Origin of the sequence: Acinetobacter sp. 1130196 (assembly GCF_000588095.1) — a bacterium.
GTDB classification, from domain to species: Bacteria; Pseudomonadota; Gammaproteobacteria; order Pseudomonadales; family Moraxellaceae; genus Acinetobacter; species Acinetobacter nosocomialis.
Map to the genome: position 1 here is coordinate 1 of NZ_JFWX01000061.1, position 18,818 is coordinate 18,818.

31 protein-coding genes and 1 pseudogene are annotated in these 18,818 nt (G+C 38.9%); 8 read left to right on the forward strand and 24 right to left on the reverse strand.

The genetic code is table 11. The features are described from left to right. Positions 1–27: 27 nt before the first annotated feature. The 8 genes from J671_RS22825 to J671_RS22860 form a co-directional block, all read right to left on the reverse strand. A complete protein-coding gene (locus tag J671_RS22825; RefSeq protein WP_031983572.1) occupies positions 28–960 on the reverse strand; it encodes an IS5-like element ISAha3 family transposase in 933 nt (310 codons plus the stop codon). Positions 961–1,076: 116 nt separating this feature from the next. Next, on the reverse strand, positions 1,077–1,694 hold the full coding sequence (locus J671_RS22830) for a septal ring lytic transglycosylase RlpA family protein (RefSeq protein ID WP_002052473.1): 618 nt from the start codon (positions 1,692–1,694) through the stop codon (positions 1,077–1,079). A gap of 290 nt (positions 1,695–1,984) precedes the next feature. Then, positions 1,985–2,986, reverse strand: coding sequence for a lytic murein transglycosylase B (mltB, locus tag J671_RS22835; protein WP_002052939.1), 1,002 nt, complete (start codon positions 2,984–2,986; stop codon positions 1,985–1,987). 19 nt (positions 2,987–3,005) lie between these two features. Next, the gene (gene rodA, locus J671_RS22840) at positions 3,006–4,148 is read right to left on the reverse strand and encodes a rod shape-determining protein RodA (RefSeq protein WP_004707770.1); all 1,143 of its coding nucleotides are present in this window, start codon (positions 4,146–4,148) and stop codon (positions 3,006–3,008) included. Between the two features lie 126 nt (positions 4,149–4,274). Beyond that, positions 4,275–4,925, reverse strand: a complete 651-nt coding sequence (locus J671_RS22845) for a hypothetical protein (protein WP_002052502.1) — start codon at positions 4,923–4,925, stop codon at positions 4,275–4,277. Positions 4,926–4,948: 23 nt separating this feature from the next. Then, positions 4,949–5,761 carry an NADPH-dependent 7-cyano-7-deazaguanine reductase QueF gene (gene queF, locus J671_RS22850; protein ID WP_031983575.1) on the reverse strand — a complete coding sequence of 271 codons (813 nt, stop codon included), beginning with the start codon at positions 5,759–5,761 and terminating at the stop codon, positions 4,949–4,951. After that, complete coding sequence (locus J671_RS22855) at positions 5,758–6,531, reverse strand: ABC transporter permease (RefSeq protein ID WP_002052782.1); 774 nt, start codon at positions 6,529–6,531, stop codon at positions 5,758–5,760. Before J671_RS22855 ends, queF begins: the two co-directional genes overlap by 4 nt. After that, positions 6,528–7,463 (reverse strand): ABC transporter ATP-binding protein, encoded by a 936-nt coding sequence (locus J671_RS22860; RefSeq protein ID WP_002052950.1) that lies wholly within the window; start codon positions 7,461–7,463, stop codon positions 6,528–6,530. The genes J671_RS22855 and J671_RS22860 overlap by 4 nt, the downstream gene beginning before the upstream one ends. Before the next feature lie 298 nt (positions 7,464–7,761). On the opposite strand from J671_RS22860, the gene J671_RS22865 reads away from it, so the two are divergent. After that, positions 7,762–8,748, forward strand: coding sequence for a site-specific integrase (locus tag J671_RS22865; protein WP_031983576.1), 987 nt, complete (start codon positions 7,762–7,764; stop codon positions 8,746–8,748). Here J671_RS22865 and J671_RS22870 read toward each other — a convergent pair. From J671_RS22870 to J671_RS22940, 16 genes are all read right to left on the reverse strand, one after another. Next, positions 8,745–9,014, reverse strand: coding sequence for a helix-turn-helix transcriptional regulator (locus tag J671_RS22870; protein WP_000123991.1), 270 nt, complete (start codon positions 9,012–9,014; stop codon positions 8,745–8,747). The two genes, J671_RS22865 and J671_RS22870, sit on opposite strands and share 4 nt — an antisense overlap. A gap of 1 nt (position 9,015) precedes the next feature. Beyond that, positions 9,016–9,207: a hypothetical protein gene (locus J671_RS22875; RefSeq protein ID WP_031983578.1), complete on the reverse strand. Its 192-nt coding sequence runs from the start codon at positions 9,205–9,207 to the stop codon at positions 9,016–9,018. Continuing rightward, positions 9,204–9,413, reverse strand: coding sequence for a hypothetical protein (locus J671_RS22880; RefSeq protein ID WP_000028947.1), 210 nt, complete (start codon positions 9,411–9,413; stop codon positions 9,204–9,206). The genes J671_RS22875 and J671_RS22880 overlap by 4 nt, the downstream gene beginning before the upstream one ends. Then, a complete protein-coding gene (locus tag J671_RS22885) occupies positions 9,410–9,796 on the reverse strand; it encodes a hypothetical protein (protein ID WP_031983580.1) in 387 nt (128 codons plus the stop codon). Before J671_RS22885 ends, J671_RS22880 begins: the two co-directional genes overlap by 4 nt. 11 nt (positions 9,797–9,807) lie before the next feature. Further along, a complete protein-coding gene (locus J671_RS22890; RefSeq protein ID WP_000809320.1) occupies positions 9,808–10,071 on the reverse strand; it encodes a hypothetical protein in 264 nt (87 codons plus the stop codon). Further along, positions 10,068–10,325 carry a hypothetical protein gene (locus J671_RS22895; RefSeq protein ID WP_025464966.1) on the reverse strand — a complete coding sequence of 86 codons (258 nt, stop codon included), beginning with the start codon at positions 10,323–10,325 and terminating at the stop codon, positions 10,068–10,070. Before J671_RS22895 ends, J671_RS22890 begins: the two co-directional genes overlap by 4 nt. After that, entirely contained in the window at positions 10,322–10,930 is a 609-nt protein-coding gene (locus tag J671_RS22900; protein ID WP_031983581.1) for a lambda exonuclease family protein, read from the reverse strand. The genes J671_RS22895 and J671_RS22900 overlap by 4 nt, the downstream gene beginning before the upstream one ends. Further along, entirely contained in the window at positions 10,911–11,669 is a 759-nt protein-coding gene (gene bet, locus J671_RS22905; RefSeq protein WP_000065871.1) for a phage recombination protein Bet, read from the reverse strand. The genes J671_RS22900 and bet overlap by 20 nt, the downstream gene beginning before the upstream one ends. A 10-nt stretch (positions 11,670–11,679) precedes the next feature. Beyond that, on the reverse strand, positions 11,680–12,741 hold the full coding sequence (locus tag J671_RS22910) for a hypothetical protein (protein ID WP_031983583.1): 1,062 nt from the start codon (positions 12,739–12,741) through the stop codon (positions 11,680–11,682). A 9-nt stretch (positions 12,742–12,750) separates the two neighbouring features. Further along, positions 12,751–12,966 (reverse strand): hypothetical protein, encoded by a 216-nt coding sequence (locus J671_RS22915; protein ID WP_050675070.1) that lies wholly within the window; start codon positions 12,964–12,966, stop codon positions 12,751–12,753. Next, positions 12,966–13,349 carry a hypothetical protein gene (locus tag J671_RS22920; protein ID WP_031983586.1) on the reverse strand — a complete coding sequence of 128 codons (384 nt, stop codon included), beginning with the start codon at positions 13,347–13,349 and terminating at the stop codon, positions 12,966–12,968. The genes J671_RS22915 and J671_RS22920 overlap by 1 nt, the downstream gene beginning before the upstream one ends. 69 nt (positions 13,350–13,418) lie before the next feature. Further along, on the reverse strand, positions 13,419–13,646 hold the full coding sequence (locus tag J671_RS22925) for a hypothetical protein (protein ID WP_000380112.1): 228 nt from the start codon (positions 13,644–13,646) through the stop codon (positions 13,419–13,421). After that, positions 13,646–13,837: a hypothetical protein gene (locus tag J671_RS22930; protein ID WP_031983587.1), complete on the reverse strand. Its 192-nt coding sequence runs from the start codon at positions 13,835–13,837 to the stop codon at positions 13,646–13,648. Before J671_RS22930 ends, J671_RS22925 begins: the two co-directional genes overlap by 1 nt. A gap of 353 nt (positions 13,838–14,190) precedes the next feature. Continuing rightward, on the reverse strand, positions 14,191–14,460 hold the full coding sequence (locus tag J671_RS0105120; protein WP_016685970.1) for a hypothetical protein: 270 nt from the start codon (positions 14,458–14,460) through the stop codon (positions 14,191–14,193). A gap of 129 nt (positions 14,461–14,589) precedes the next feature. Further along, on the reverse strand, positions 14,590–14,793 hold the full coding sequence (locus J671_RS22935; protein WP_000370476.1) for a hypothetical protein: 204 nt from the start codon (positions 14,791–14,793) through the stop codon (positions 14,590–14,592). Between the two features lie 20 nt (positions 14,794–14,813). Next, complete coding sequence (locus J671_RS22940) at positions 14,814–15,476, reverse strand: LexA family protein (protein WP_025466410.1); 663 nt, start codon at positions 15,474–15,476, stop codon at positions 14,814–14,816. 113 nt (positions 15,477–15,589) lie between these two features. On the opposite strand from J671_RS22940, the gene J671_RS0105125 reads away from it, so the two are divergent. From J671_RS0105125 to J671_RS0105135, 7 genes and pseudogenes are all read left to right on the forward strand, one after another. Then, positions 15,590–15,790, forward strand: coding sequence for a helix-turn-helix domain-containing protein (locus tag J671_RS0105125; RefSeq protein ID WP_001077692.1), 201 nt, complete (start codon positions 15,590–15,592; stop codon positions 15,788–15,790). A gap of 10 nt (positions 15,791–15,800) precedes the next feature. Further along, positions 15,801–16,175, forward strand: a complete 375-nt coding sequence (locus tag J671_RS22945; protein ID WP_000049343.1) for a helix-turn-helix domain-containing protein — start codon at positions 15,801–15,803, stop codon at positions 16,173–16,175. A gap of 41 nt (positions 16,176–16,216) precedes the next feature. Further along, positions 16,217–16,399 (forward strand): hypothetical protein, encoded by a 183-nt coding sequence (locus J671_RS22950; RefSeq protein ID WP_031983590.1) that lies wholly within the window; start codon positions 16,217–16,219, stop codon positions 16,397–16,399. A 2-nt stretch (positions 16,400–16,401) separates the two neighbouring features. Further along, the gene (locus tag J671_RS25865) at positions 16,402–16,539 is read left to right on the forward strand and encodes a hypothetical protein (protein ID WP_155765205.1); all 138 of its coding nucleotides are present in this window, start codon (positions 16,402–16,404) and stop codon (positions 16,537–16,539) included. Next, complete coding sequence (locus J671_RS22955) at positions 16,532–17,299, forward strand: replication protein (protein ID WP_031983592.1); 768 nt, start codon at positions 16,532–16,534, stop codon at positions 17,297–17,299. Before J671_RS25865 ends, J671_RS22955 begins: the two co-directional genes overlap by 8 nt. Continuing rightward, positions 17,299–18,624: a replicative DNA helicase gene (locus tag J671_RS22960; protein ID WP_031983593.1), complete on the forward strand. Its 1,326-nt coding sequence runs from the start codon at positions 17,299–17,301 to the stop codon at positions 18,622–18,624. Before J671_RS22955 ends, J671_RS22960 begins: the two co-directional genes overlap by 1 nt. An 11-nt stretch (positions 18,625–18,635) precedes the next feature. Then, a pseudogene (locus J671_RS0105135) lies at positions 18,636–18,818 on the forward strand (site-specific DNA-methyltransferase); the annotation flags it as partial.

Genomic DNA, 18,818 nt, shown 5'->3' on the forward strand with positions numbered 1-18,818 from the left:
GCTGAGTTCTCCCCAATCCATTCAAATTTAAGACACAACTTGGGTGCGAGGTCTACCTAATTCCGTAAATCTATTCAGAACTGCCACACGCGCATGAATTTCATTGACCTGACTTTGAAAATGTCTTGCCGTCAGCCTATCACCTAATAATTTGATGCAATGCATCTTGGTTTCCACCAAACTACGACGGTGATAACCCGACCATTTTTTCCATAGGGTTCTGCCTAAATGTTTAACCGTTTGAAGTAACTCATTTCGTTCTATTGAACTTATTTTAGAATCTTTCCAGGGCTTGGCATTCTTTCTGGGTGGAATTACTGCATGTGCTTGACGATCTGAAATCACTTTTCTGCAGCACTTCGTGTCGTACGCGCCATCGGTATAGACAGAATCTATTCGCTCATCTAGTGGAATTTGATCCAGTAAATCACCTAGTACTTGTGAATCACTGACATTATTTGTAGTAAGCTGAACGGCACGTATTTGCAGTGTTTCAGCATCTATACCAATATGCAGTTTACGCCATTGCCGACGGTATTCAGGCTGATGTTTTTTACGCTTCCATTCGCCTTCACCTAAAAACTTTAAACCCGTAGAGTCGACAAGTAGGTGTAACCCATCATGACTTTTCTGATAGCTTATAGCAATATCAATATGCTTTTGTCGTCTACAAAGGGAGGAGTAATCTGGTGCTGTCCAATTCAAGCCACAGAGTTTAATCAGGCTTTGAACAAAGCCAGTAACCATACGTAAAGAAAGACGGAATAGAGATTTGATCATTAAACAGCATTGAATCGCTGTATCGGAATAAGTTTGATTTCGTCCTTGCTTGCCTTGTGGTTGTGCATACCATTGCGTCTTAGGATCAAACCAGATTGAAATATTTCCTCGCTTGATTAAAGCTTGGTTATACGAGGACCAATTGGTTGTACGATAGATTTTAGGTGTAGGCTTCTTCATCTGGAAATTATATTACTGAAGAAGCCTTCAAGAATAGCTTTGTGCAACAAAGCCTCTAAAAATTAAAAAGCCACAAATTAATTTGTGGCTTTTCCATGAACTCTAGGAGTAATCGCTTATGAAGTAGGACCGTCTACACGTTCAATACTTACTTTTGCAGTACCAGCATTGGTAATACCAAGACGTTTTGCAGCACCGTATGATAAATCAAGTACACGATTTGCATGGAATGGACCACGGTCGTTTACTTTTACTACCACACTTTTACCATTGTCTTTATTTGTAACACGGATATAACAGTTCAATGGCAGACTACGGTGAGCAGCAGTAAGTGCATTCATATCGAATGTTTCACCACTTGCAGTTTTACGGCCATGAAATTGACGACCATACCAAGATGCCATACCAGTTTGGCTAAACTTACGAACAGTATTTGAAGCTACTGTGTTAAGTTTTTCAATCACTGAAGGCTCATCTTCAGGGATTTCAATTTTAGCTGCGATAGCCTGACGACGAATTTGATCGCCAGAACGTTCAGTGATTGAAAGACTGTTAATGTTAGAAAAACGAGAATTAAAGCTTTGAGTATCTTTACTCAATACACGTGCAGCTAAATTAGCATTTGGACCATCTACATCACTGTTTAATGATGATGATTGCATCATTTCAGCGTGCAGTGGGGCCATGCTTAAACTAGCCGTCAGTGCAAGAATGTATTTCAGCGATAACTGCATTTATATAAACTCCTGAGAACATGCTCTTTTTCTTTTAGCCAACAGGCTAAAAATTGAAGTGAACATGCCTAATTATTCACTTTTGCAATTGCTTGATTGGGGTGGATAATATTCATCGCTTACGGAGAGTGTCTAGTCTTTAACGAGAAATAGTTACAAAAAGGGCAAAAACTTACAGTTTTAGGTTAAAAAATAACCAAATATGTAACAAGGTATTTAAAATGTATGTATTGTGATCGATTTAACAAAAATATTTATTGACTTTTACATAAACTCATCAAAAAGCTAGCCTATCGGCTAGCTACCTCTGTGCCTAATAACCATACAGCAGTCGCATACATTCGACTTTTGTTATAGGTCGTAATTACCTGAAAATTTGGATAGGTTAAATAGTAAATTGGACCGTTATAGTCTTGTAATTGAATAACATTTACCATATCTAAGTCATCAATTTTAACTAATGGGTTTAATGGAGAAATTCCCTGATTTTTGAGCACACCATACGGAGTAGGTTGAGTGAGATCTTTAGCAATAATACTTTCTGGATTTGAGCCTACATAACGAGCCATAAAACCAATTGGCTGATCACGTTGCCAACCTTGCTTTGCTAGGTAATTTGCAATTGAACCAATCGCATCTTCCGCAGAGTTACGAAGATCGATATGACCATTACCATCAAAATCTACTCCATACTTACTGATATTACTTGGCATAAACTGTGGATAGCCAATTGCTCCAGCATAAGAGCCAACAATACTATTGGTTGGATAGCCTTCTTTGTAAGTCCATGCAATCAGAGCAGCTAACTCATCACTAAAATAATCAGCGCGGCGAGGGTAACCAAATGCTAATGTTGCAAGTGCGTCACGAGTAATAAAAGAACCTTTATTTGCCCCATATCCAGTCTCAACACCTAAAATACCCAAAATAACAGCTTGAGAGACACCAAATTGCTGTTCAGCTCGGTTAAGCGCATCTGCATATTGATTTTTAAACCGGACACCACGTTGAATAGTACCTTCAACTAAAAACATAGAGCGATAATCGTACCAAGGCTTACTTTCTCCTGGACGAGTCATAATATTTATAATGTTTGGTAAATTTTTTGCACCGCTCATCGCGGCATCTACTTGTACACTACTTAAACCATAAGTATTCATGGCTTTTTGTTTAAAATTTAAATAATTAGGATCATTTACAAAATCATTGGCTTGAGCAAAATGACTTGTGCTCACTAGGCCGGTACACAAGGCAAGCGCTTTTAAAGTTTTATTAATAAATTGAGACAACATATCTTTTTAAAATTCCAAATTATCGATGTGTATGAATAGACATGACTAAACCAAAAGTGGCCATTAAAGTAATAATAGCGGTACCGCCATAACTCATAAAAGGTAAAGGAACACCCACTACAGGTAAAATACCACTGACCATTCCTGCGTTTACAAATACATAAACAAAAAAAGACAAACCAAAGGCACCAGCAACTAAACGACCGTAGTTATGAAAGCTCTGTAAACCAATCTGAAATGTTCTAAAAATAATAGCTGAATAAAGAATAACTAATATAAGTACGCCAATTAGGCCAAATTCTTCGGAATAAGCCGCAATAATAAAGTCAGTATGGCCTTCGGGTAAAAAGTGTAAATGTGATTGTGTACCTTCAAGAAAGCCTTTACCTGAGAAACCACCAGAACCAATAGCTGTTTTGGACTGAATAATATTCCATCCTGTTCCTAATGCATCTGCTTCTGGGTCAAGTAGCGTTAGAACCCGTTGACGCTGATAGTCGTGTAAAAGAAATTCCCAGGCAATTGGAATAACAATAGCTGCACAAGCTGCTGCGGCACCGATCATGCGCCAAGATAACCCACTTAAAAATAGTACGAAAATACCACTTGCTAATACGAGTAGGGATGTTCCTAAGTCAGGTTGTTCTGCAATCAGTAAGAAAGGAACACCAATTAACATTAATGATAAAACAACTTGAGAAAAGCTTGGAGGAAGTGGTTTGCGTGCTAAAAACCATGAAATCATCATTGGCATGCCAATTTTCATGAACTCACTGGGTTGCACGCTCCCGAAACCGGGAATATCGATCCAGCGTTTAGCCCCCATGCGGACTTCACCAAAGACCATAACTCCAATTAAGGAAAATAGTGCAAATAAATAAAAGTAAGGTGAAAAAGCTTGATAAACCTTAGGGGGAATTTGAGCCAGACTAATCATGACTAAAAAGCCAATACCAAAACTCATGGCTTGTTTACTGACTAAGCCTACATCTTGTGCAGATGCACTATATAGTACCGTTAAACCTAATAGGGCATTTAGAAATAAAAATAGGCATAACCACGGGTCAATATGAAGTTGCTGCCAGCGCGATGGTTGCATGGCAGTACTAAGACCATCTCGAGGAGCTTGGCGTAAAAATTTATATTGTGGACTAGGAGACATGCGGCTTTAACTAGGTCAATCAGTGCTTGGCGCATGCTAACATAAACCTGATTAATGGCAATGTATATCAATATTTTGCAATAAAAAAACCTGGCTCTCGCCAGGTTTCCGATGGTCTATTTTCTGTTAGTTAAAGAATAAACTATCGTGATATTCAGCCATCGCTTTTAGTTCAGTGCGATTTAAACTTGGAATAAGTTTATCGATCGCAATATGGACTGCTTTTGTTACAGCTGCTGCGCCAATATCGGCTGCTTTGCGCTTAATCATGCCTAAATCTAATGTTTTATTAAAATCAGACATAAAGTGTCTAACCATAGCATCACCAAACTGTTTATATAGTTCTGCTAAGGCTGCTTTATTAATGTCATTACCTGCTTGAAGCTCGGCAAAATTATGCTTCAAATTAGTCACTAAACCAGCATCTAAAGCTACACCAACTTTATATTGACCTTGTGGGTCTTTAAATAAGCTTTTCTCTGAAAACTCCACAGATTGTTTAACAACATCGTTTGGTGCTTTACTCAGTAATTGCTTTAAAAGCACAGCAACTGTTGATTTGACATAACCAGCTAGTTTTTCGGCAGTATCTCTTTTTTCACTCGCTGGGAAATGTTGTACTAACTGAGTCAGTACATTTTCAATAATTTCCTCATTAAGTTGTAAAGCAATTTTGTCTCGAAGTGGATATAACGGTTCACTGGAATTCTTATTCGCAATTCCAGTCTGTATATCGTTCAATAAGCCTTCAGAAGGGGTAAAACCAAAAAACGGCATGGTGTATCCTCAAATTATTCGTTTTATTGTCGTGCCAATCGAATCGGTTTTGGCATCCATGATAGATCCGATACTCGGCAAGGATTGATATCAAGTCCACCGCGGCGAGTATAAGTTGCATAAACCATCAGCTTTTCAGGTCGCAAATTTTGCCAAATATCTGCAAAGATTTGCTCAACACACTGTTCGTGGAAACCGTTATGCTGACGGTACGAGATAATATAAGCTAAAAGACTACGATAACAAGGTTTTTTGCCCTTAAAACGGATAAAAACTGTACCCCAATCTGGCTGTCCCGTGACTGGGCAGTTACTTCTCAAAAGATGAGAATACAGTTCAATTTCGACTTCTTCACCAGACTCATCCAATTTTAAAAGTGATGCATCGGGATGTTGTTCTAAACGTTCAGGTGTTAGATCATCAATACAAATGCCTTGTGGTTTAGAAATATCAAGTTCATCTACTTGAAATAGCGTTAGCTCAACTTTTGCACCAGCTGCAGACGATAGATCTTTTTCAACCGTTTCAATAAATAACTCTTTAGAGCCAAACTGAGTGAAGTTAAGACTATTGAAGTATAGCTTTAATGACTTTGATTCAATCAAATTTGGTGAAGAAGCAGGCAGGGTAATTCTGCCAATCGCAACCTGTGGAATACCATGCGAGTTTAACCAAGATATTTCAAAAACATGCCACCAATCTTTACCTTGGTTAATACCTTCAATATGTGAATAGTTTTCACGAGATTGAGCACGTGCAATTGGAAATAACACATCGGGTTGATAGCTAGTTGGATATTGGGTTTCTTTACCCAATAAAGACTGTTCGACACTCATTCACGCATTCCTGAACCACGAGCAAGTAAATAGTAGGCAATTCCATAAAGTACAACACAACATAATGTCACAATGATTAAAGAGAACGTAACGTTCACGTCACTATGACCTAAAATGCCGAAACGGAAAGCATTTACCATATACACAATAGGATTAATTAAAGAAAGTTTTTGCCAAAAAGGACCAAGTGCACTAATGGCATAAAACACACCACCTAAATAGGTGAGTGGAGTAAGTACAAAGGTTGGAATAATAGAAATATCATCAAATGATTTTGCATAGACTGCATTAATAAAGCCGCCTAAGGAAAATAAAACGGATGTAATTAATACTGTATATATAGTTACGAACCAGTTATGTATAAAAAGATGGGTAAAGAACATGCTCATCGCAGTAACAATGGCACCAACTAAAACACCACGACAAATACCACCAATCACGTAGCCCCATAAAATAATATGTAAGGGCACGGGACTCATGATGAGTTCTTCAATACTCTTTTGAAATTTAACACTGAAGAAACTAGAAGACACGTTAGCATAGCTGTTTGTAATAACAGCCATCATGATTAAGCCAGGTACAATAAACTGCATGTAGCTCACGCCGCCCATTTGCCCAATACGTGAGCCAACCAAATTACCAAAAATGACAAAATACAAGCTCATGGTAATCGCAGGTGGTAATAAAGTTTGTGGCCAAATGCGAAGAAAACGGCGTACTTCTTTACGAACTAAAGTCCAGAGGGCAATTTGCAGTTGGTTAAAGTTCATTTTGCCGCTCCTTCAAGATTTTTCTCGACCATTTTGACAAATAGCTCTTCAAGACGATTCGATTTGTTACGCATACTACGAACACGAATACCTTGTGACTCTAAAAGTTGGAATAAGTCATTTAATGTATGTGCTTTATCCATTGTTACTTCTAAAGTACTACTATCAATTAAGTTAAACTTCACACCAATAATATTGAGCTGGAGTGGGGCAATTGGTTCTGCTAAATCAAAAATAAAAGACTCTTCACTCAGCTGGTTTAGGAAATTTTTCATGCTGGTATCTTCTTTAATGACACCACGGTCAATGATGGCAATTTGACGACACAACATTTCTGCTTCTTCGAGATAATGTGTCGTTAAAATAATAGAAGTACCGTTTTCGTTCATTTCGGTCAGAAAATCCCACATAGAACGGCGTAATTCAATATCTACACCCGCAGTAGGCTCATCTAGAATAAGAAGTTTAGGTTCATGCATCATGGCGCGGGCGATCATTAGTCGGCGTTTCATACCACCAGACAGCATACGCGCTTGTATATTGCGTTTTTCCCACAAGCCAAGTTTTTCTAAATAATGTTCCGCTCGTTTCTCGGCAATCTTTTTATGAATACCGTAATAACCAGCCTGGGTAACTAAAATATCGAATGCTTTTTCAAATTGCCCGAAGTTAAATTCCTGAGGGACAACGCCAAGCTGCTGTTTTGCCAACGATGGATGAGTATCGAGATTATGTCCAAAAATCTCAACAGTTCCTGAAGTTTTTTTCGTGAGGGAGCTGATAATACCAATGGTTGTTGATTTGCCGGCACCATTTGGGCCTAACAACGCATAAAATTCACCTTCAGGCACAGTGAGGTTAATACCTTTTAACGCCTGAAAACCATTACGATATGTTTTGGACAAATCTCTTAAAACCAAAGCATCAGTCATGAAATTCTCACATTATGAAAGAGGGGTATATTTTGAGCGATAATGATTAATAAACCAAGTAAAATAGTCGGAATTTTATGAAATTGAGATAAATTTATGAAGTTATTATATATAAATTGGTGCGCCCGGCGGGCACTTGACTAAAAATAACAACTTCTTAGGTTTTTTTATCTTTTCTTATTATTTCATACAAAACAAACAAATGCCAAATTAGCCAATAATCTGTACTTCTATTATTTCTTATTTTTTCCTATTATTTCGGTTATCACAATTACGCCAAGATTACGCCACAAAAATTATGGCTTCATTTAGACAACGCAACGACACAGGGCGAGCCGAGATAAGTGTAAACGGAATTCGCGAAAGTGCAACCTTTGATACAAAAGCACAGGCTAGGGCTTGGGCCTCAAAACGTGAGACTCAATTACGCGAACAGTCACATGGAAAACTTCCGGACCATTCATTTTTAGAAGCAATTGAACGCTATCTTAATGAAGTAAGTATAAAGAAGAAAACTCATGAGAATGAAGTAAAGCGAATGGCTTTCTTTAAACGTGAGTATAAAAAGCTATGCCAAAAACAATTAGCCAAAGTCACAACTGACGATTTAGTGCAATGGCGTGACTCCCGGTTAAAAGAAGTGCAGGGCGCTACAGTCAGACGTGAAGCAAATATTTTAGCTTCTTTATTTACTGTAGCCCGGAAAGAATGGAAGTGGATTAAAGAGTCTCCAATGGCTGACTTAACTTTGCCGCCTCCATCAAAGCACCGGGATAGACGAATTGCTCAAGATGAAATTGATAGATTATGTCTTGCAGCAAATTGGGATAACAATGTCCCGGTAAACTCTACGCAGCAAATTATTATTGCCTTTCTCTTTGCGATTGAGACAGCTATGCGCGCTGGTGAGATTGTTGGTTTAACTTGGGATCGTGTTTATTTAAAAGATAGATACCTAGTTTTAACTGAAACAAAGAATGGTACTAAGCGAAATGTACCACTATCTAAGCGTGCAGTTGAGTTGCTTACTTTATTAAAAGGTCTTGATAAAAAGCAGGTCTTTACTTGTACTTCCCAAAGCTTTGATACGCTTTGGCGTAAATTGAGAGATAGATGTCAAATCACTGACTTGCACTTTCATGACACACGCCATGAAGCTTGTACACGCCTTGCAAGGAAATTAGAAGTTTTAGACTTGGCCCGTATGATTGGGCATAAAGACTTAAGAAGCTTGATGGTCTATTACAATGCTACTGCAAGCGAAATTGCAACGAGGCTAGATTAGCCCCGTTTGCGTGGTCTTCCTTTTTTTGGCTCATCATCCGATTGTTCATTCAACCAGTTTGATAGCTCTGCCAAGTTCCAGCGTCTTCCTTGACCGCACTTAATAACATAGCGCGGTTTAGGGAAGGTTGGTAGGCAGCAAACCGCTGCCTTAAAGTGTACATCTCGATATCCCAAGAACTCAGCAGCTTGAGAATCATTTAGCCAAATATCTGAAGGTGGTAACGCTACAACAAAGTTACTACCTATATTCGCAATTGCTGTCATTTCACCCCTCCTTACTTTCCGCTTTAACAAAATCTGTACCTTCTGGATCTATCCCAAAATATTCACAAATTTCTGTAGCTTTTGTCGCACCTGGCCCATGTCTGGATACATGAACCCAATTCAAAACGTACTTTGGCTTTTTACTATTCATGAGAGCCATTAGATAAAGTTGCTCAAAGTTAAATTCACTCATCCCTCAGCTCCCGATTCAACATCCAACAACATGCTGCCTTCCTCTGGATATTCTGTCATCCAAAAGTAATAGCCTTTGCCACTGTGCCCATCTTCAAAAAATTTAATAGTTAGTTCAGTTTCAAGTTGATCTAAATCATTTTCACCATCTGGATTTACAAATTCGAGAAGGCTTTTTAATTGGTGACCATTAAGAGTTATGCTCATTGTTCAGCTCCCGATTCGCTTGCTTCTACCATTTTCTTCCAGATAAATTCATTGCGAGTATTGCTACTCATCTCAATAATTTCATCGTCAAAATCCCAAGTAGCATCAATCATCTTAGGTGTTGGCTGCTTTGGCACAACAACATAACCCTCTGGTATCGTCTGAGCTTTGGCTTTTTCTAGCTCTGCTCTAAGCCTGTCAATTTCACAAGCCGCATGTTGGCAAATAACACGTAATTCATTTTCGCTATATTCATCTACGTGCATCATCATCAAATGGCTAATTTCAGTACCAAATTGACTATCACCTGCAAATACCCAAACAGCACCATTGTCTTGCTCAAAGCTTAGATTGACTTTGCCTTCTTTATTCAAATCTGTCATGCTGCTGCTCCTTAGCTCGGTCTTTTGCTGAATTTGTCAAACGTTGCCATGAACTGATCAACACTAAATTGAATTGTTTTCTTGGCATTGTGCGGTTCAAATTGAGCAGCATATAGAGCCATACCAAGCCACATTACTGAGAATGTGAAAACCTTTGCTGAGTCTTTATCTTGGCTATTCATTTCATCAACCATAGGCCCAATAATTTTCTTAAAAATCTCTTCTGCGATCTGGTCAGAAGTACCGCTAATTGTGTTTAATTCGATTTGTTTCATGCTGCCGTCTCCATATACTTATCTGCCAAATCATGCATTAGTAGGTTTCCAGAACCTGATTCATACCAAATACCTAATTGGCCGTTTAATCTAAATCTCAAAAGTTCGTTTTGTTCGGTCTTGCTGTAGACGTCTGCGCCTTGATCTACTAGCCATTCTTTAAAGTGCTCTAGTTCGAATGTGCTAAGAGCCATACGGTTTTTATAACTTCGGTTGCTGCCATACCGACTTCTTAAAATTTGCCAGTCGTTCATGCTGCCACCTTCAATGTTTTAATTGCGTCATCTATAGCTTGGTTGAACTTGCGAACATCTTGCTCTAATGCTTCTATCGCCAAGTCTTCGGCATAGACACGAATAATGATGATCTGTAGATCTTCTGGCAGACGTGGGTCATAGCTCACAAAGTCACACCATTCACGACGAGTACAAGCCAACTGACTAGTGATTTGAGGAATGTATTCCTCTGGTACTTGCTTAGTCAGCAGGGTGTTCAAATGCGTTGTAGTGTCTGGGCATTTAACTTCGATTTGCCCGTTATCACCTACAAGCCCATCCGGTGAAGCTCCGAACATTTCAATGAAAGGGTGATCAATTAAACCCGTTCCGACTACAAAGTTACCCGTTTCATTTTCATAAGCTGCTATTGCATGAGGCTCGTTGTCGATACCCCATTGCATAGCTTGGTTAGTGAAGATTTCTTTCTGAACGCCAGTTAGGCGCTCAGCTAGAATAGTTAAACCCAATGCATTTAAAGCTTTGCCTTTATTAGGCTTTGCATTTAAATCCTTTACTCGGCTTGCTGTGACTTTGCCACAGCGTTCTGAATGCCAATCTTCACTACGCTGGAGAATGTTCATACACTTGCCCTTGTGGTTGATCAGCATGTTGTGCTGCTTCTTTCAATGACGCACTATGTTTAGTCCAGAAGTATTTTTTGCAGTCACCTTGCGGTAATTCAGCGTAGCCAGTTTGCAAAGCTTCTGTACCTTCCATGGCCAAAGCGCGCATGTTGTCTAAATGTTGCTGCTCATAAGCTTCATAACCTTGAGGAAGATCTGAACTAACGGTCTGAACGGTAGGGATATGACAATCATCAATACGACGAGCTTCGTCTTCGTCATAAATACCTGAGAATCCAAAAGCAACACGGGCACATTGAATTAAAGCCTTATGACGTAGCATCCGTTTTGGGTATTTTTTCCAAGGTTCTGAATTACCCTGACATTCAGACAAGTATTCAGTTACAACAGTAGGGTGGTTACGGTCTTTACGGAAAATCTTGCATGTGCATGACTCGTCGTCTTGTTCAAACTGGATACCATCACATACAGGATTGTCATTAATAATGCGCGCCCACCCATCAATACCAACAACTGGTGTGATGCCCCCACCTTTGGCAGGGAATGCATAAATTTCTTTTGTAAAAGGGTTTAGCTTGTACTGGTTTGCAACAATTAATAGAGAGAGAAATTCATCATTTGTTGCTTTCTTAAATACTGTATTAACAAGAGTATTTGCTAACTCAGCAGGATCAACATCTTGCATATTAAAAGCTGATGCAATCTTGCTAACTTGCGACAAAACAATATTACTCATCTTCTAATCCTCAAAACTTAATAGATACGTGTGGAACTAGGCCTTTATTGATTGCCTGCAAAATCTCTTTGCTTTTTGCTTCATCAATACCCAAAGCCAATAAACCTTTAAGTGCTTCATTACAGATTTTTTTACGGTGTGCTTGGTTAGCTTGGCGCGCTTCTTCTGCTTGGCGTTCGGCCTCTAGCTTTGCGGCTTGCTCAGCTTCAATACGTTTACGTTCTGCTTCTGCTGCATGTTGTGCACGTAATTCAGCAGCTTCTTTTTCAGCAACTAAACGGGCTTCACGTTCAGCAGCTTCGCGTTTTTCACGCTCTGCTTTAGCAATAGCTTCTTGCTTTTCACGTTCTACACGTTCGGCTTCTTCTTTAGCTTTACGCTCAGCTTCTAGACGGGCTCTTTCAGCTGCTTCATGTGCAATCGCTTCGTCACGTTCTTTTTGTTGACGCAGTATTTCTTCTTGGCGAAGACGTTCTAATTCAGCCTGCTCGGCTTCATATTTTTCACGTGTAGTAAGGGCAGTGCGTAACTTCTCTAATGTTTCAAGCTTTGCAAGTTTGGCTTCTTGCTCAAACTCTTCAAAAGTCGAGTCAATCTCAAGCTTCTCTATATCAAAAACATAGCCTTTGATCACATGAGCTTCTTGGTTGACGGTGTTTTCATCATAAAGGCTTCGAATAGCTCGAATAGCCCCAGTATGTTTAGCAACACGGTCTTCTTCTGCTTGTTCCCAAGCATCACGTGGTGCCAAAATCTCATCACGCAATAAATCAAACTTCTTAACAATTGAGATTCGATCATCATCAATCACTTTGATTTGAGCTTTTTGTTCAGCTACTAATTCTTTGCCACATTTCTCAATAAGTGTTTTTGACTTACTAATTTTCAAAGCAAGTGAACCAATTGCATCACGGCCTTTTTTAGTGCTCACATCAGGCACATGAGAACGAACTTCTTGAGCAATGCGTTCATACAATTCATCTGTACCACCACGTTTAGCGAAAGCCGCTACAATTACGTTTTGTTCTAATACTTGTAATTCATTAACTTGTGTATTTACTGGCGCATTCATAATCTTCTCCTAATTATTTTCTACTGGTCGTTGTTCGAGTGAGTCTTTCCAGTCTTCTTTAGGCTCAGATCTATAACAAAGAACAACTTCATCAAGTTCCTTAACTAACCACTCATTGCCCCACATAAAAGGTTTAGTGGTGTAGCAACAAGTCAACCCATTTGCATCAGTTGCAGCCCAATTGGCTTCTACTGGAATGGTTGACCAATCGTATTTAGTTCCCATCACACCACTCCCGCTTCTTCATCTGCCAATTCTTCGGCGTAGTATTTAAGCTGCTCGTTTAAGTCAGCCACTTGTGTTGATGTGAGTTGAAATAGAAGGCCGATTGGAGTCTCTACATATTCAGTACCAACAACTTCAACATGTGTGCGGTCATCTACTACTAGTTGATCGTAAAATTGATCCTTACTGTCCTCTGGATTCATAAGAGAACCAACCACACGAACTTGTTTAGTAACATCGGCAACCATCTTGCATTTCAAAGTTGCACAGCCGCTTTCCAGTTCAAATGAAACTGTATTGTCTTTAACTTCAAACTCACCAGACACTTGAAGCATCGGGAAAGAAGGGCACAGCAACTCTGGCTTGTTAACTAACATATTCATTAGATAATCCCCCAGTGAACCGCCAAGATGAGGTTGAAGAACCCAATGAAACTAGCTAGTGCTATGTAGTTATCCATGAGAGGGCTCCTTGTCTTGCTCACCCTCACTAAGCTCTTTAAGTCCTTTAAGGGTTTGTTCAACTAAGTGTGAGAAATCAACTTCATAACTAATTCTTGAACCATCTTCAGATTTAAGCTTCAATGAGATGCTTGGAAGCTCTATGCCTTCATGTTCAACAAGCATCATTAGGGCTTCAATTACCACAACTGAAACGGTTGCAACTGATTTTGTATCCATTAGTTATCTCCTTCCACTTGCACACGCACATACATGTTCTGCTTTGCTTTGAGTTCGTTGACGTGTTGCTCGTCGGCACAGCCTTTTAAGAATGCAAATGCAATGAAGGTGATAATCCAGAAAGCTACGAATGCTTTCGAGCCATCCCTAAAGGCTTGGCTAAACTTGTACTTTTCAATTCTTTGATTCATACTTATCTCCGCATTAGATGCAAACCGCCTAGACTCTGACCCCTATGGCGGTTTTTGTTTGTTGATGAGATAAATATCGCATTTCCGATATTATTAGTCAATAGGGAATCCGATATTTTTATAGAAATTCCGATTTTTTGTGTTTTAATAGACAAAAGAAAACCCACACGGGGTGGTGGGTTATTTGGAGTTTATTGAGATGAGCAAAGAAAACCTTTATTTCTGCTTAAATATGTTCTCTAGTTGCGGTGCATTATCATTTTCTATTTTCACTTTAGGTAGACATACTTATCTTGGGTTCTTTTTTGGCGCCCTATCTCTGGTATTTTTTTTAGTATTTATTGTTGCATTAATTAACAAACTTTCATCTTGTCAATGTAAGAAAGAACAGCAATAAGCACTGTAATCAATGTTAAAAAAGTAGTTAAAAAGTACTTCCATTCTTGCTTAATTAGTATCAATAGGGCAATGAATGGCTCAATAAAATAACTCAAAAACCTAGCAACAGGACTTCTATAAGGCTCCCTTATAATTGTATCAATGCCAGTAGCAGGGTTGCTGTCAATTAGGCCTGGATCTCCTTTGTACCAAGTCTTAATCTTTTTTACTAATTCTCCAAACATATGTTATTCTCAACTTATCAATTATCTTGTGATATTGGTGGGCGCAAAGGCTAATGCTGCCAACATTAGTCAATCCAAGACCTTCCTAAGCTTGGGTGGAAAGACCGACTTACTATCGGTCTTTTTTTATTATTTAATCTTCTGCCCAAGCTTTCCTTCTTTTACCAACTGCACGACCTGCTCATTAGTAAGCACAGGAATAAAGACTTTGTCGCCAATATCTTTAGAAAGAATCTTCACTTCTTCGGCTGTTAGCACCAAAGCTTCACCATGTTTCGCAGCATCATTGATACGGGCAATGATTTGGTTGATTGGTAGTTTTGAATTGTCCATGTATCACCTAAAACCTTAATTTAACTTTTTCTAACACGCTTTGGGCGTGAACCCCCTAATGGTCTAAATGCATCAATAACCAAGCCTACCAGTTCCATACCATCTTCAAATTCAATAATATTCGGGTGAAAGTTAGGATTTAGGGCTTGCAGGTATTTGCGCTGATCGCTTTCAATTACAAGCTTTTTAAAGGTTGCATCTGTATTATTTCGAACAACAATTAGATCATCAGGAAGTAAATCACAAACCTGATAGTTTGGATTAACTAAAATATAGTCACCTTCTTCATATTTTGGGGAATTACTTACGCCAACAACTCTTAAATAAAAACATCCATCTGGATCATCTGCACTAAGGGGTGGCAACCATTCATTTATTTTATTAGGATCGATAGCTTCTACTGATGTCATTGTTCCTGCCTGCACCCAAGAAAGAACGGGAATTAGCTTTTTAGTTATAGGCTCAACGTTATTATCAAACTTACTGACAATGCCTTTTTTTAACTCTTCTGCGGTAACACCAAGTGCGGTAGCCAACTCAAGTATAGAGCCTGTCGATTTGGCATTCCCTGTTTCGAGATCAGAAATTACAGATTGTTTGACACCTGACTTCATAGCCAGTTCTTTTTGAGTCATTTTCTTAGCTTTGCGAATTGCTTTTAAGTTTTCGCCCAAAGTAGCCATAAATTTGTCCATTGTTACTTCTATCGGAATTCTGATACATATTTCAATCGGTTTGGCTATTGAATAAATATCGGAAAACCTATATATTTAATAAAAATTATCGGAGACCGCCCATGAATCAATGGCAGAAGATGATCTCTGAGTTAAGGGAAAAGGGTCTTACTCAGACATTTATAGCCGCAGAAATCGGGTGCTCACAGAATTACGTTAGTGATTTAGAGCGCGGGTTATGTGGGAAACGCCTTTCATATGATCTAGGAAGAAAACTAGAAAATTTATGGAAGGAATATTGTTCAGAACAATTAACCGCTTAGGAACTAAACCATGAGCAAAGTATCAACCGAATTGAGTGCAAGGGCTAGAAATGAAGTTTCTAGAGTTTTGCAAGCCCTTGCATCAAGCAATCAAAGTCAGGTTGCTGAACAGTTGGGGATTGATCCAAGCACATTATCACGAATGAAAAATGATAGAAAATCCAATGGCTTGACTGAGCTTGAGAACTGTTTAGTGCTATTGGATGTTCTTGGATTCAAAACTGTACTCAAGAAATATCGAATGATTAGCGAGGAAAAACTAAATGCGCTTTTTGTGATGTCAAAAGCGTGGATGGAAAGCAAACAAACAATTGACGATCTTTTTCAAGATGACATTGAAGATTTCGGCATGTGTTTTGAGCTTGGATATAAAGAAAAAGCCTGATTTCGTGGATCAGGCTTAGTGTTCAATCGGAGAAGGACCAAATGAACTATCAAATATTAGCAGACATTGAACTAAATCGGAAGATTAGTTTGTTTCAAAAAGCGGTTGAGGCTTATGCAACAGAGCGAACTTTAAAAAACTCTATTGCTGTGGCAGAGGCTAAAAGCAAATTGGAGCGTCATTTTTATGAATCAAACAGCTTTGAGGTTCATGAAGGAGTATGAGCATGGAGTTTACGAAGGGGCAAAGTATGTGCGCCAATATGGTGATCTTCAAAGGCTCTATGATGCTTCAAGTGATGAGTTCTTCATTGAAGAAATCAACGAAGCTTATGAAGAATTTAAAAGGAGTTTGGTATGAGTAAGGTTATTGCGCCGAACTTCACACAAGTTCCAAATGTTGTTGTTGATGAGCTTGCAGCTAAGTTAAGTGATTCTGCATTCAAAATGTACGTTGTTCTCATCCGCAAAACTAAAGGATGGGATCAATCACGTGATGCTATTTCAATCAGTCAATTTGAAAAAATCACAGGTAAGAGCCGTCCAACAGTTGTCAAGGCGATTGAAGAGCTTGTTAAGCTTCGCTTAATTAAGAAAACAAAGTGTACAAAATTTGGCAATGAATATGAGTTGAATTTAGCATTTTCTATTGATGGTTTGCTACTAAATTTCCCAAGTAAAAAATCTTTACTAGTTAAAAATTTTAACCAAGCTAGTAAAAAATCTTTACTGCTACTAGTTAAAAATTTTAACACACAAAAGAAACTATCAAAAGAAACTATCAAAAGAACAAGTGGTGCAGTTAAAAAAGACTCTAAAAAATTCTCAGAAGATTTTGAGAAGTTCTGGTCTGCATATCCAACTTGTAAACGTAAATCAGACAAGTCTGGCACCTATAAAACTTTCACAAAGCATGAAGGATGTTTTGCGATTGAAACACTTCTTTCAATTCTTGAAAAACAAAAATCTGATGTCTCTTGGACAAAGCAGAATGGTGAGTTCATTCCATCACCTAGCGTTTGGCTAAACCAAAAACAATGGGAGAACGAATTTTGGTTTCAGGTCAACAGCCCTGTGGTAGCTCCTGATTTCTCTAATGCCCAATTGCAATATGGAGATTGGTAATGAGTACAAACATTCAAAATATGACAATTGAGCAGAGTGTGCTAGTCGCCTTGATGACAGTGAGCCATTCTTTGGAAGTTGTCGCAAATGATCTTTCTGAAGAGCATTTTTATGCAGGTCGTCACAAGATTATTTACAAGGCGATTGTTGAGCTTGCTAATGCTGATATGCCATATGACTCAGTATTTGTTTGCAAGCATCTACAAGAACGTAACCTTCTCAACGATATTGGTGGAGAAGAGTATTTAATTGAACTTAACAGTGCGGTTGGTAGTGTCCACCATCTTGAATATTTTGTTGCTGAGTTGAATAAACTTAAGCAGCATCGTGAAGTTGAAAATATTGGTCTCTCGATTGCAGAGTGCGCTAAAGATTTGACCATTACTGATGTTTACTTAGCTGCTGAGAATTTATTTAGTTCTTCTAGTAATTCGATTGAGCAAAAGCAAACAGGTTTTGATTTTAATCAAGCTCTAGAGAAAACACTTGAACGATTCGAGAAGAAAATTGCTCAAAAAGAGCAAAAGGGCTTCATAGGTGTTCAGTTCAATATTCCGCATCTAGATAATCTCTTGGGAACAATTGAAAAAGGGCATTTTTGCGTAATTGGTGGTCGTCCGGGCAGCGGTAAATCTACTCTTGCTCAGATGTGTGCAATGCAGACTGCAAAGCGTTTCAATATGCCAGTGCTGTTTATCTCCGCTGAGATGGATACACCAACCCTAACCAACCGTATGATCTCGGCATTAGGTGCAATCCCATATAACAATCTTCACAACGGGGAAATTTATGACGGGATGTTTGAAAAGCTTACTGGCACGATAGCTCAGTTCCGCAACCTTCCAATTTTTATTGAAGAGAAGCAGAAGCCAACAATTTCTGAAATCCAAAGCTATGCGCGTAAAGCAAAACGCAAATATAAGGCTTTAGGCTGCATCATTGTGGACTACTTGGGCTTAATTCGTGACCCATCTAAAAAAGACCGTGTTCAGGAAGTTGCATCAATTAGCCGTGATTTAAAAGCTATGGCTAAAGAGTTCGATTGTCCAGTAATTGCATTAGCTCAACTCAACCGAGCAGCAGAAGGACATAAACCTGTTGCAAGCGACCTTAAAGACTCAGGTCAAATTGAACAGGATGCAGACCAAATTATCATGGTCCACCCATTACTCGAAAAAGAGACAAATGCACCTACAGGTGTAACTGAATTAATCATTGCTAAAAACCGTCACGGGAAGCGCGGATCTGTAAAGGTTCAGGATCGCTTAGATATTTGTCGTTTCGTAGGCATGTCATTTCCAGTGGAAGAGAGAGGTGCAGCGTGAAACATAATCTTATGTTAGGCGATTGCCTCGAGCGCATGAAGGAAATTGAAACGGGTACTGTGGATATGATCCTTTGCGATTTGCCATACGGTACCACTTGCTGCAGCTGGGATGCCGTTATTCCGTTTGAGCCACTTTGGGAACAGTACGAGCGAATTATTAAAGATAATGGTGCGATTGTTTTATTCGCTGCT

Bases quoted from the DNA above. Each gene is read 5' to 3' on its own strand.
- J671_RS22885 (WP_031983580.1), bottom strand. From the start codon at position 9,796: ATGACAGATTTGAATAAAGAAGGCAAAGTCAATCTAAGCTTTGAGCAA.
- J671_RS22865 (WP_031983576.1), top strand. From the start codon at position 7,762: ATGGCTTCATTTAGACAACGCAACGACACAGGGCGAGCCGAGATAAGT.
- queF (WP_031983575.1), bottom strand. From the start codon at position 5,761: ATGAGTGTCGAACAGTCTTTATTGGGTAAAGAAACCCAATATCCAACT.
- J671_RS22900 (WP_031983581.1), bottom strand. From the start codon at position 10,930: ATGAACATTCTCCAGCGTAGTGAAGATTGGCATTCAGAACGCTGTGGC.
- J671_RS22870 (WP_000123991.1), bottom strand. From the start codon at position 9,014: ATGACAGCAATTGCGAATATAGGTAGTAACTTTGTTGTAGCGTTACCA.
- J671_RS22830 (WP_002052473.1), bottom strand. From the start codon at position 1,694: ATGCAGTTATCGCTGAAATACATTCTTGCACTGACGGCTAGTTTAAGC.
- J671_RS22920 (WP_031983586.1), bottom strand. From the start codon at position 13,349: ATGAATATGTTAGTTAACAAGCCAGAGTTGCTGTGCCCTTCTTTCCCG.
- bet (WP_000065871.1), bottom strand. From the start codon at position 11,669: ATGAGTAATATTGTTTTGTCGCAAGTTAGCAAGATTGCATCAGCTTTT.
- J671_RS22860 (WP_002052950.1), bottom strand. From the start codon at position 7,463: ATGACTGATGCTTTGGTTTTAAGAGATTTGTCCAAAACATATCGTAAT.
- J671_RS22915 (WP_050675070.1), bottom strand. From the start codon at position 12,966: ATGGGAACTAAATACGATTGGTCAACCATTCCAGTAGAAGCCAATTGG.
- J671_RS22845 (WP_002052502.1), bottom strand. From the start codon at position 4,925: ATGCCGTTTTTTGGTTTTACCCCTTCTGAAGGCTTATTGAACGATATA.
- J671_RS0105120 (WP_016685970.1), bottom strand. From the start codon at position 14,460: ATGTTTGGAGAATTAGTAAAAAAGATTAAGACTTGGTACAAAGGAGAT.
- J671_RS22935 (WP_000370476.1), bottom strand. From the start codon at position 14,793: ATGGACAATTCAAAACTACCAATCAACCAAATCATTGCCCGTATCAAT.
- J671_RS22825 (WP_031983572.1), bottom strand. From the start codon at position 960: ATGAAGAAGCCTACACCTAAAATCTATCGTACAACCAATTGGTCCTCG.
- J671_RS22955 (WP_031983592.1), top strand. From the start codon at position 16,532: ATGAGTAAGGTTATTGCGCCGAACTTCACACAAGTTCCAAATGTTGTT.
- J671_RS22895 (WP_025464966.1), bottom strand. From the start codon at position 10,325: ATGAACGACTGGCAAATTTTAAGAAGTCGGTATGGCAGCAACCGAAGT.
- J671_RS22940 (WP_025466410.1), bottom strand. From the start codon at position 15,476: ATGGCTACTTTGGGCGAAAACTTAAAAGCAATTCGCAAAGCTAAGAAA.
- J671_RS22950 (WP_031983590.1), top strand. From the start codon at position 16,217: ATGAACTATCAAATATTAGCAGACATTGAACTAAATCGGAAGATTAGT.
- J671_RS22890 (WP_000809320.1), bottom strand. From the start codon at position 10,071: ATGAAACAAATCGAATTAAACACAATTAGCGGTACTTCTGACCAGATC.
- J671_RS22930 (WP_031983587.1), bottom strand. From the start codon at position 13,837: ATGAATCAAAGAATTGAAAAGTACAAGTTTAGCCAAGCCTTTAGGGAT.
- J671_RS22960 (WP_031983593.1), top strand. From the start codon at position 17,299: ATGAGTACAAACATTCAAAATATGACAATTGAGCAGAGTGTGCTAGTC.
- J671_RS22945 (WP_000049343.1), top strand. From the start codon at position 15,801: ATGAGCAAAGTATCAACCGAATTGAGTGCAAGGGCTAGAAATGAAGTT.
- J671_RS22875 (WP_031983578.1), bottom strand. From the start codon at position 9,207: ATGAGTGAATTTAACTTTGAGCAACTTTATCTAATGGCTCTCATGAAT.
- J671_RS22925 (WP_000380112.1), bottom strand. From the start codon at position 13,646: ATGGATACAAAATCAGTTGCAACCGTTTCAGTTGTGGTAATTGAAGCC.
- J671_RS22910 (WP_031983583.1), bottom strand. From the start codon at position 12,741: ATGAATGCGCCAGTAAATACACAAGTTAATGAATTACAAGTATTAGAA.
- rodA (WP_004707770.1), bottom strand. From the start codon at position 4,148: ATGTCTCCTAGTCCACAATATAAATTTTTACGCCAAGCTCCTCGAGAT.
- J671_RS25865 (WP_155765205.1), top strand. From the start codon at position 16,402: ATGGAGTTTACGAAGGGGCAAAGTATGTGCGCCAATATGGTGATCTTC.
- mltB (WP_002052939.1), bottom strand. From the start codon at position 2,986: ATGTTGTCTCAATTTATTAATAAAACTTTAAAAGCGCTTGCCTTGTGT.
- J671_RS22880 (WP_000028947.1), bottom strand. From the start codon at position 9,413: ATGAGCATAACTCTTAATGGTCACCAATTAAAAAGCCTTCTCGAATTT.
- J671_RS0105125 (WP_001077692.1), top strand. From the start codon at position 15,590: ATGAATCAATGGCAGAAGATGATCTCTGAGTTAAGGGAAAAGGGTCTT.
- J671_RS22855 (WP_002052782.1), bottom strand. From the start codon at position 6,531: ATGAACTTTAACCAACTGCAAATTGCCCTCTGGACTTTAGTTCGTAAA.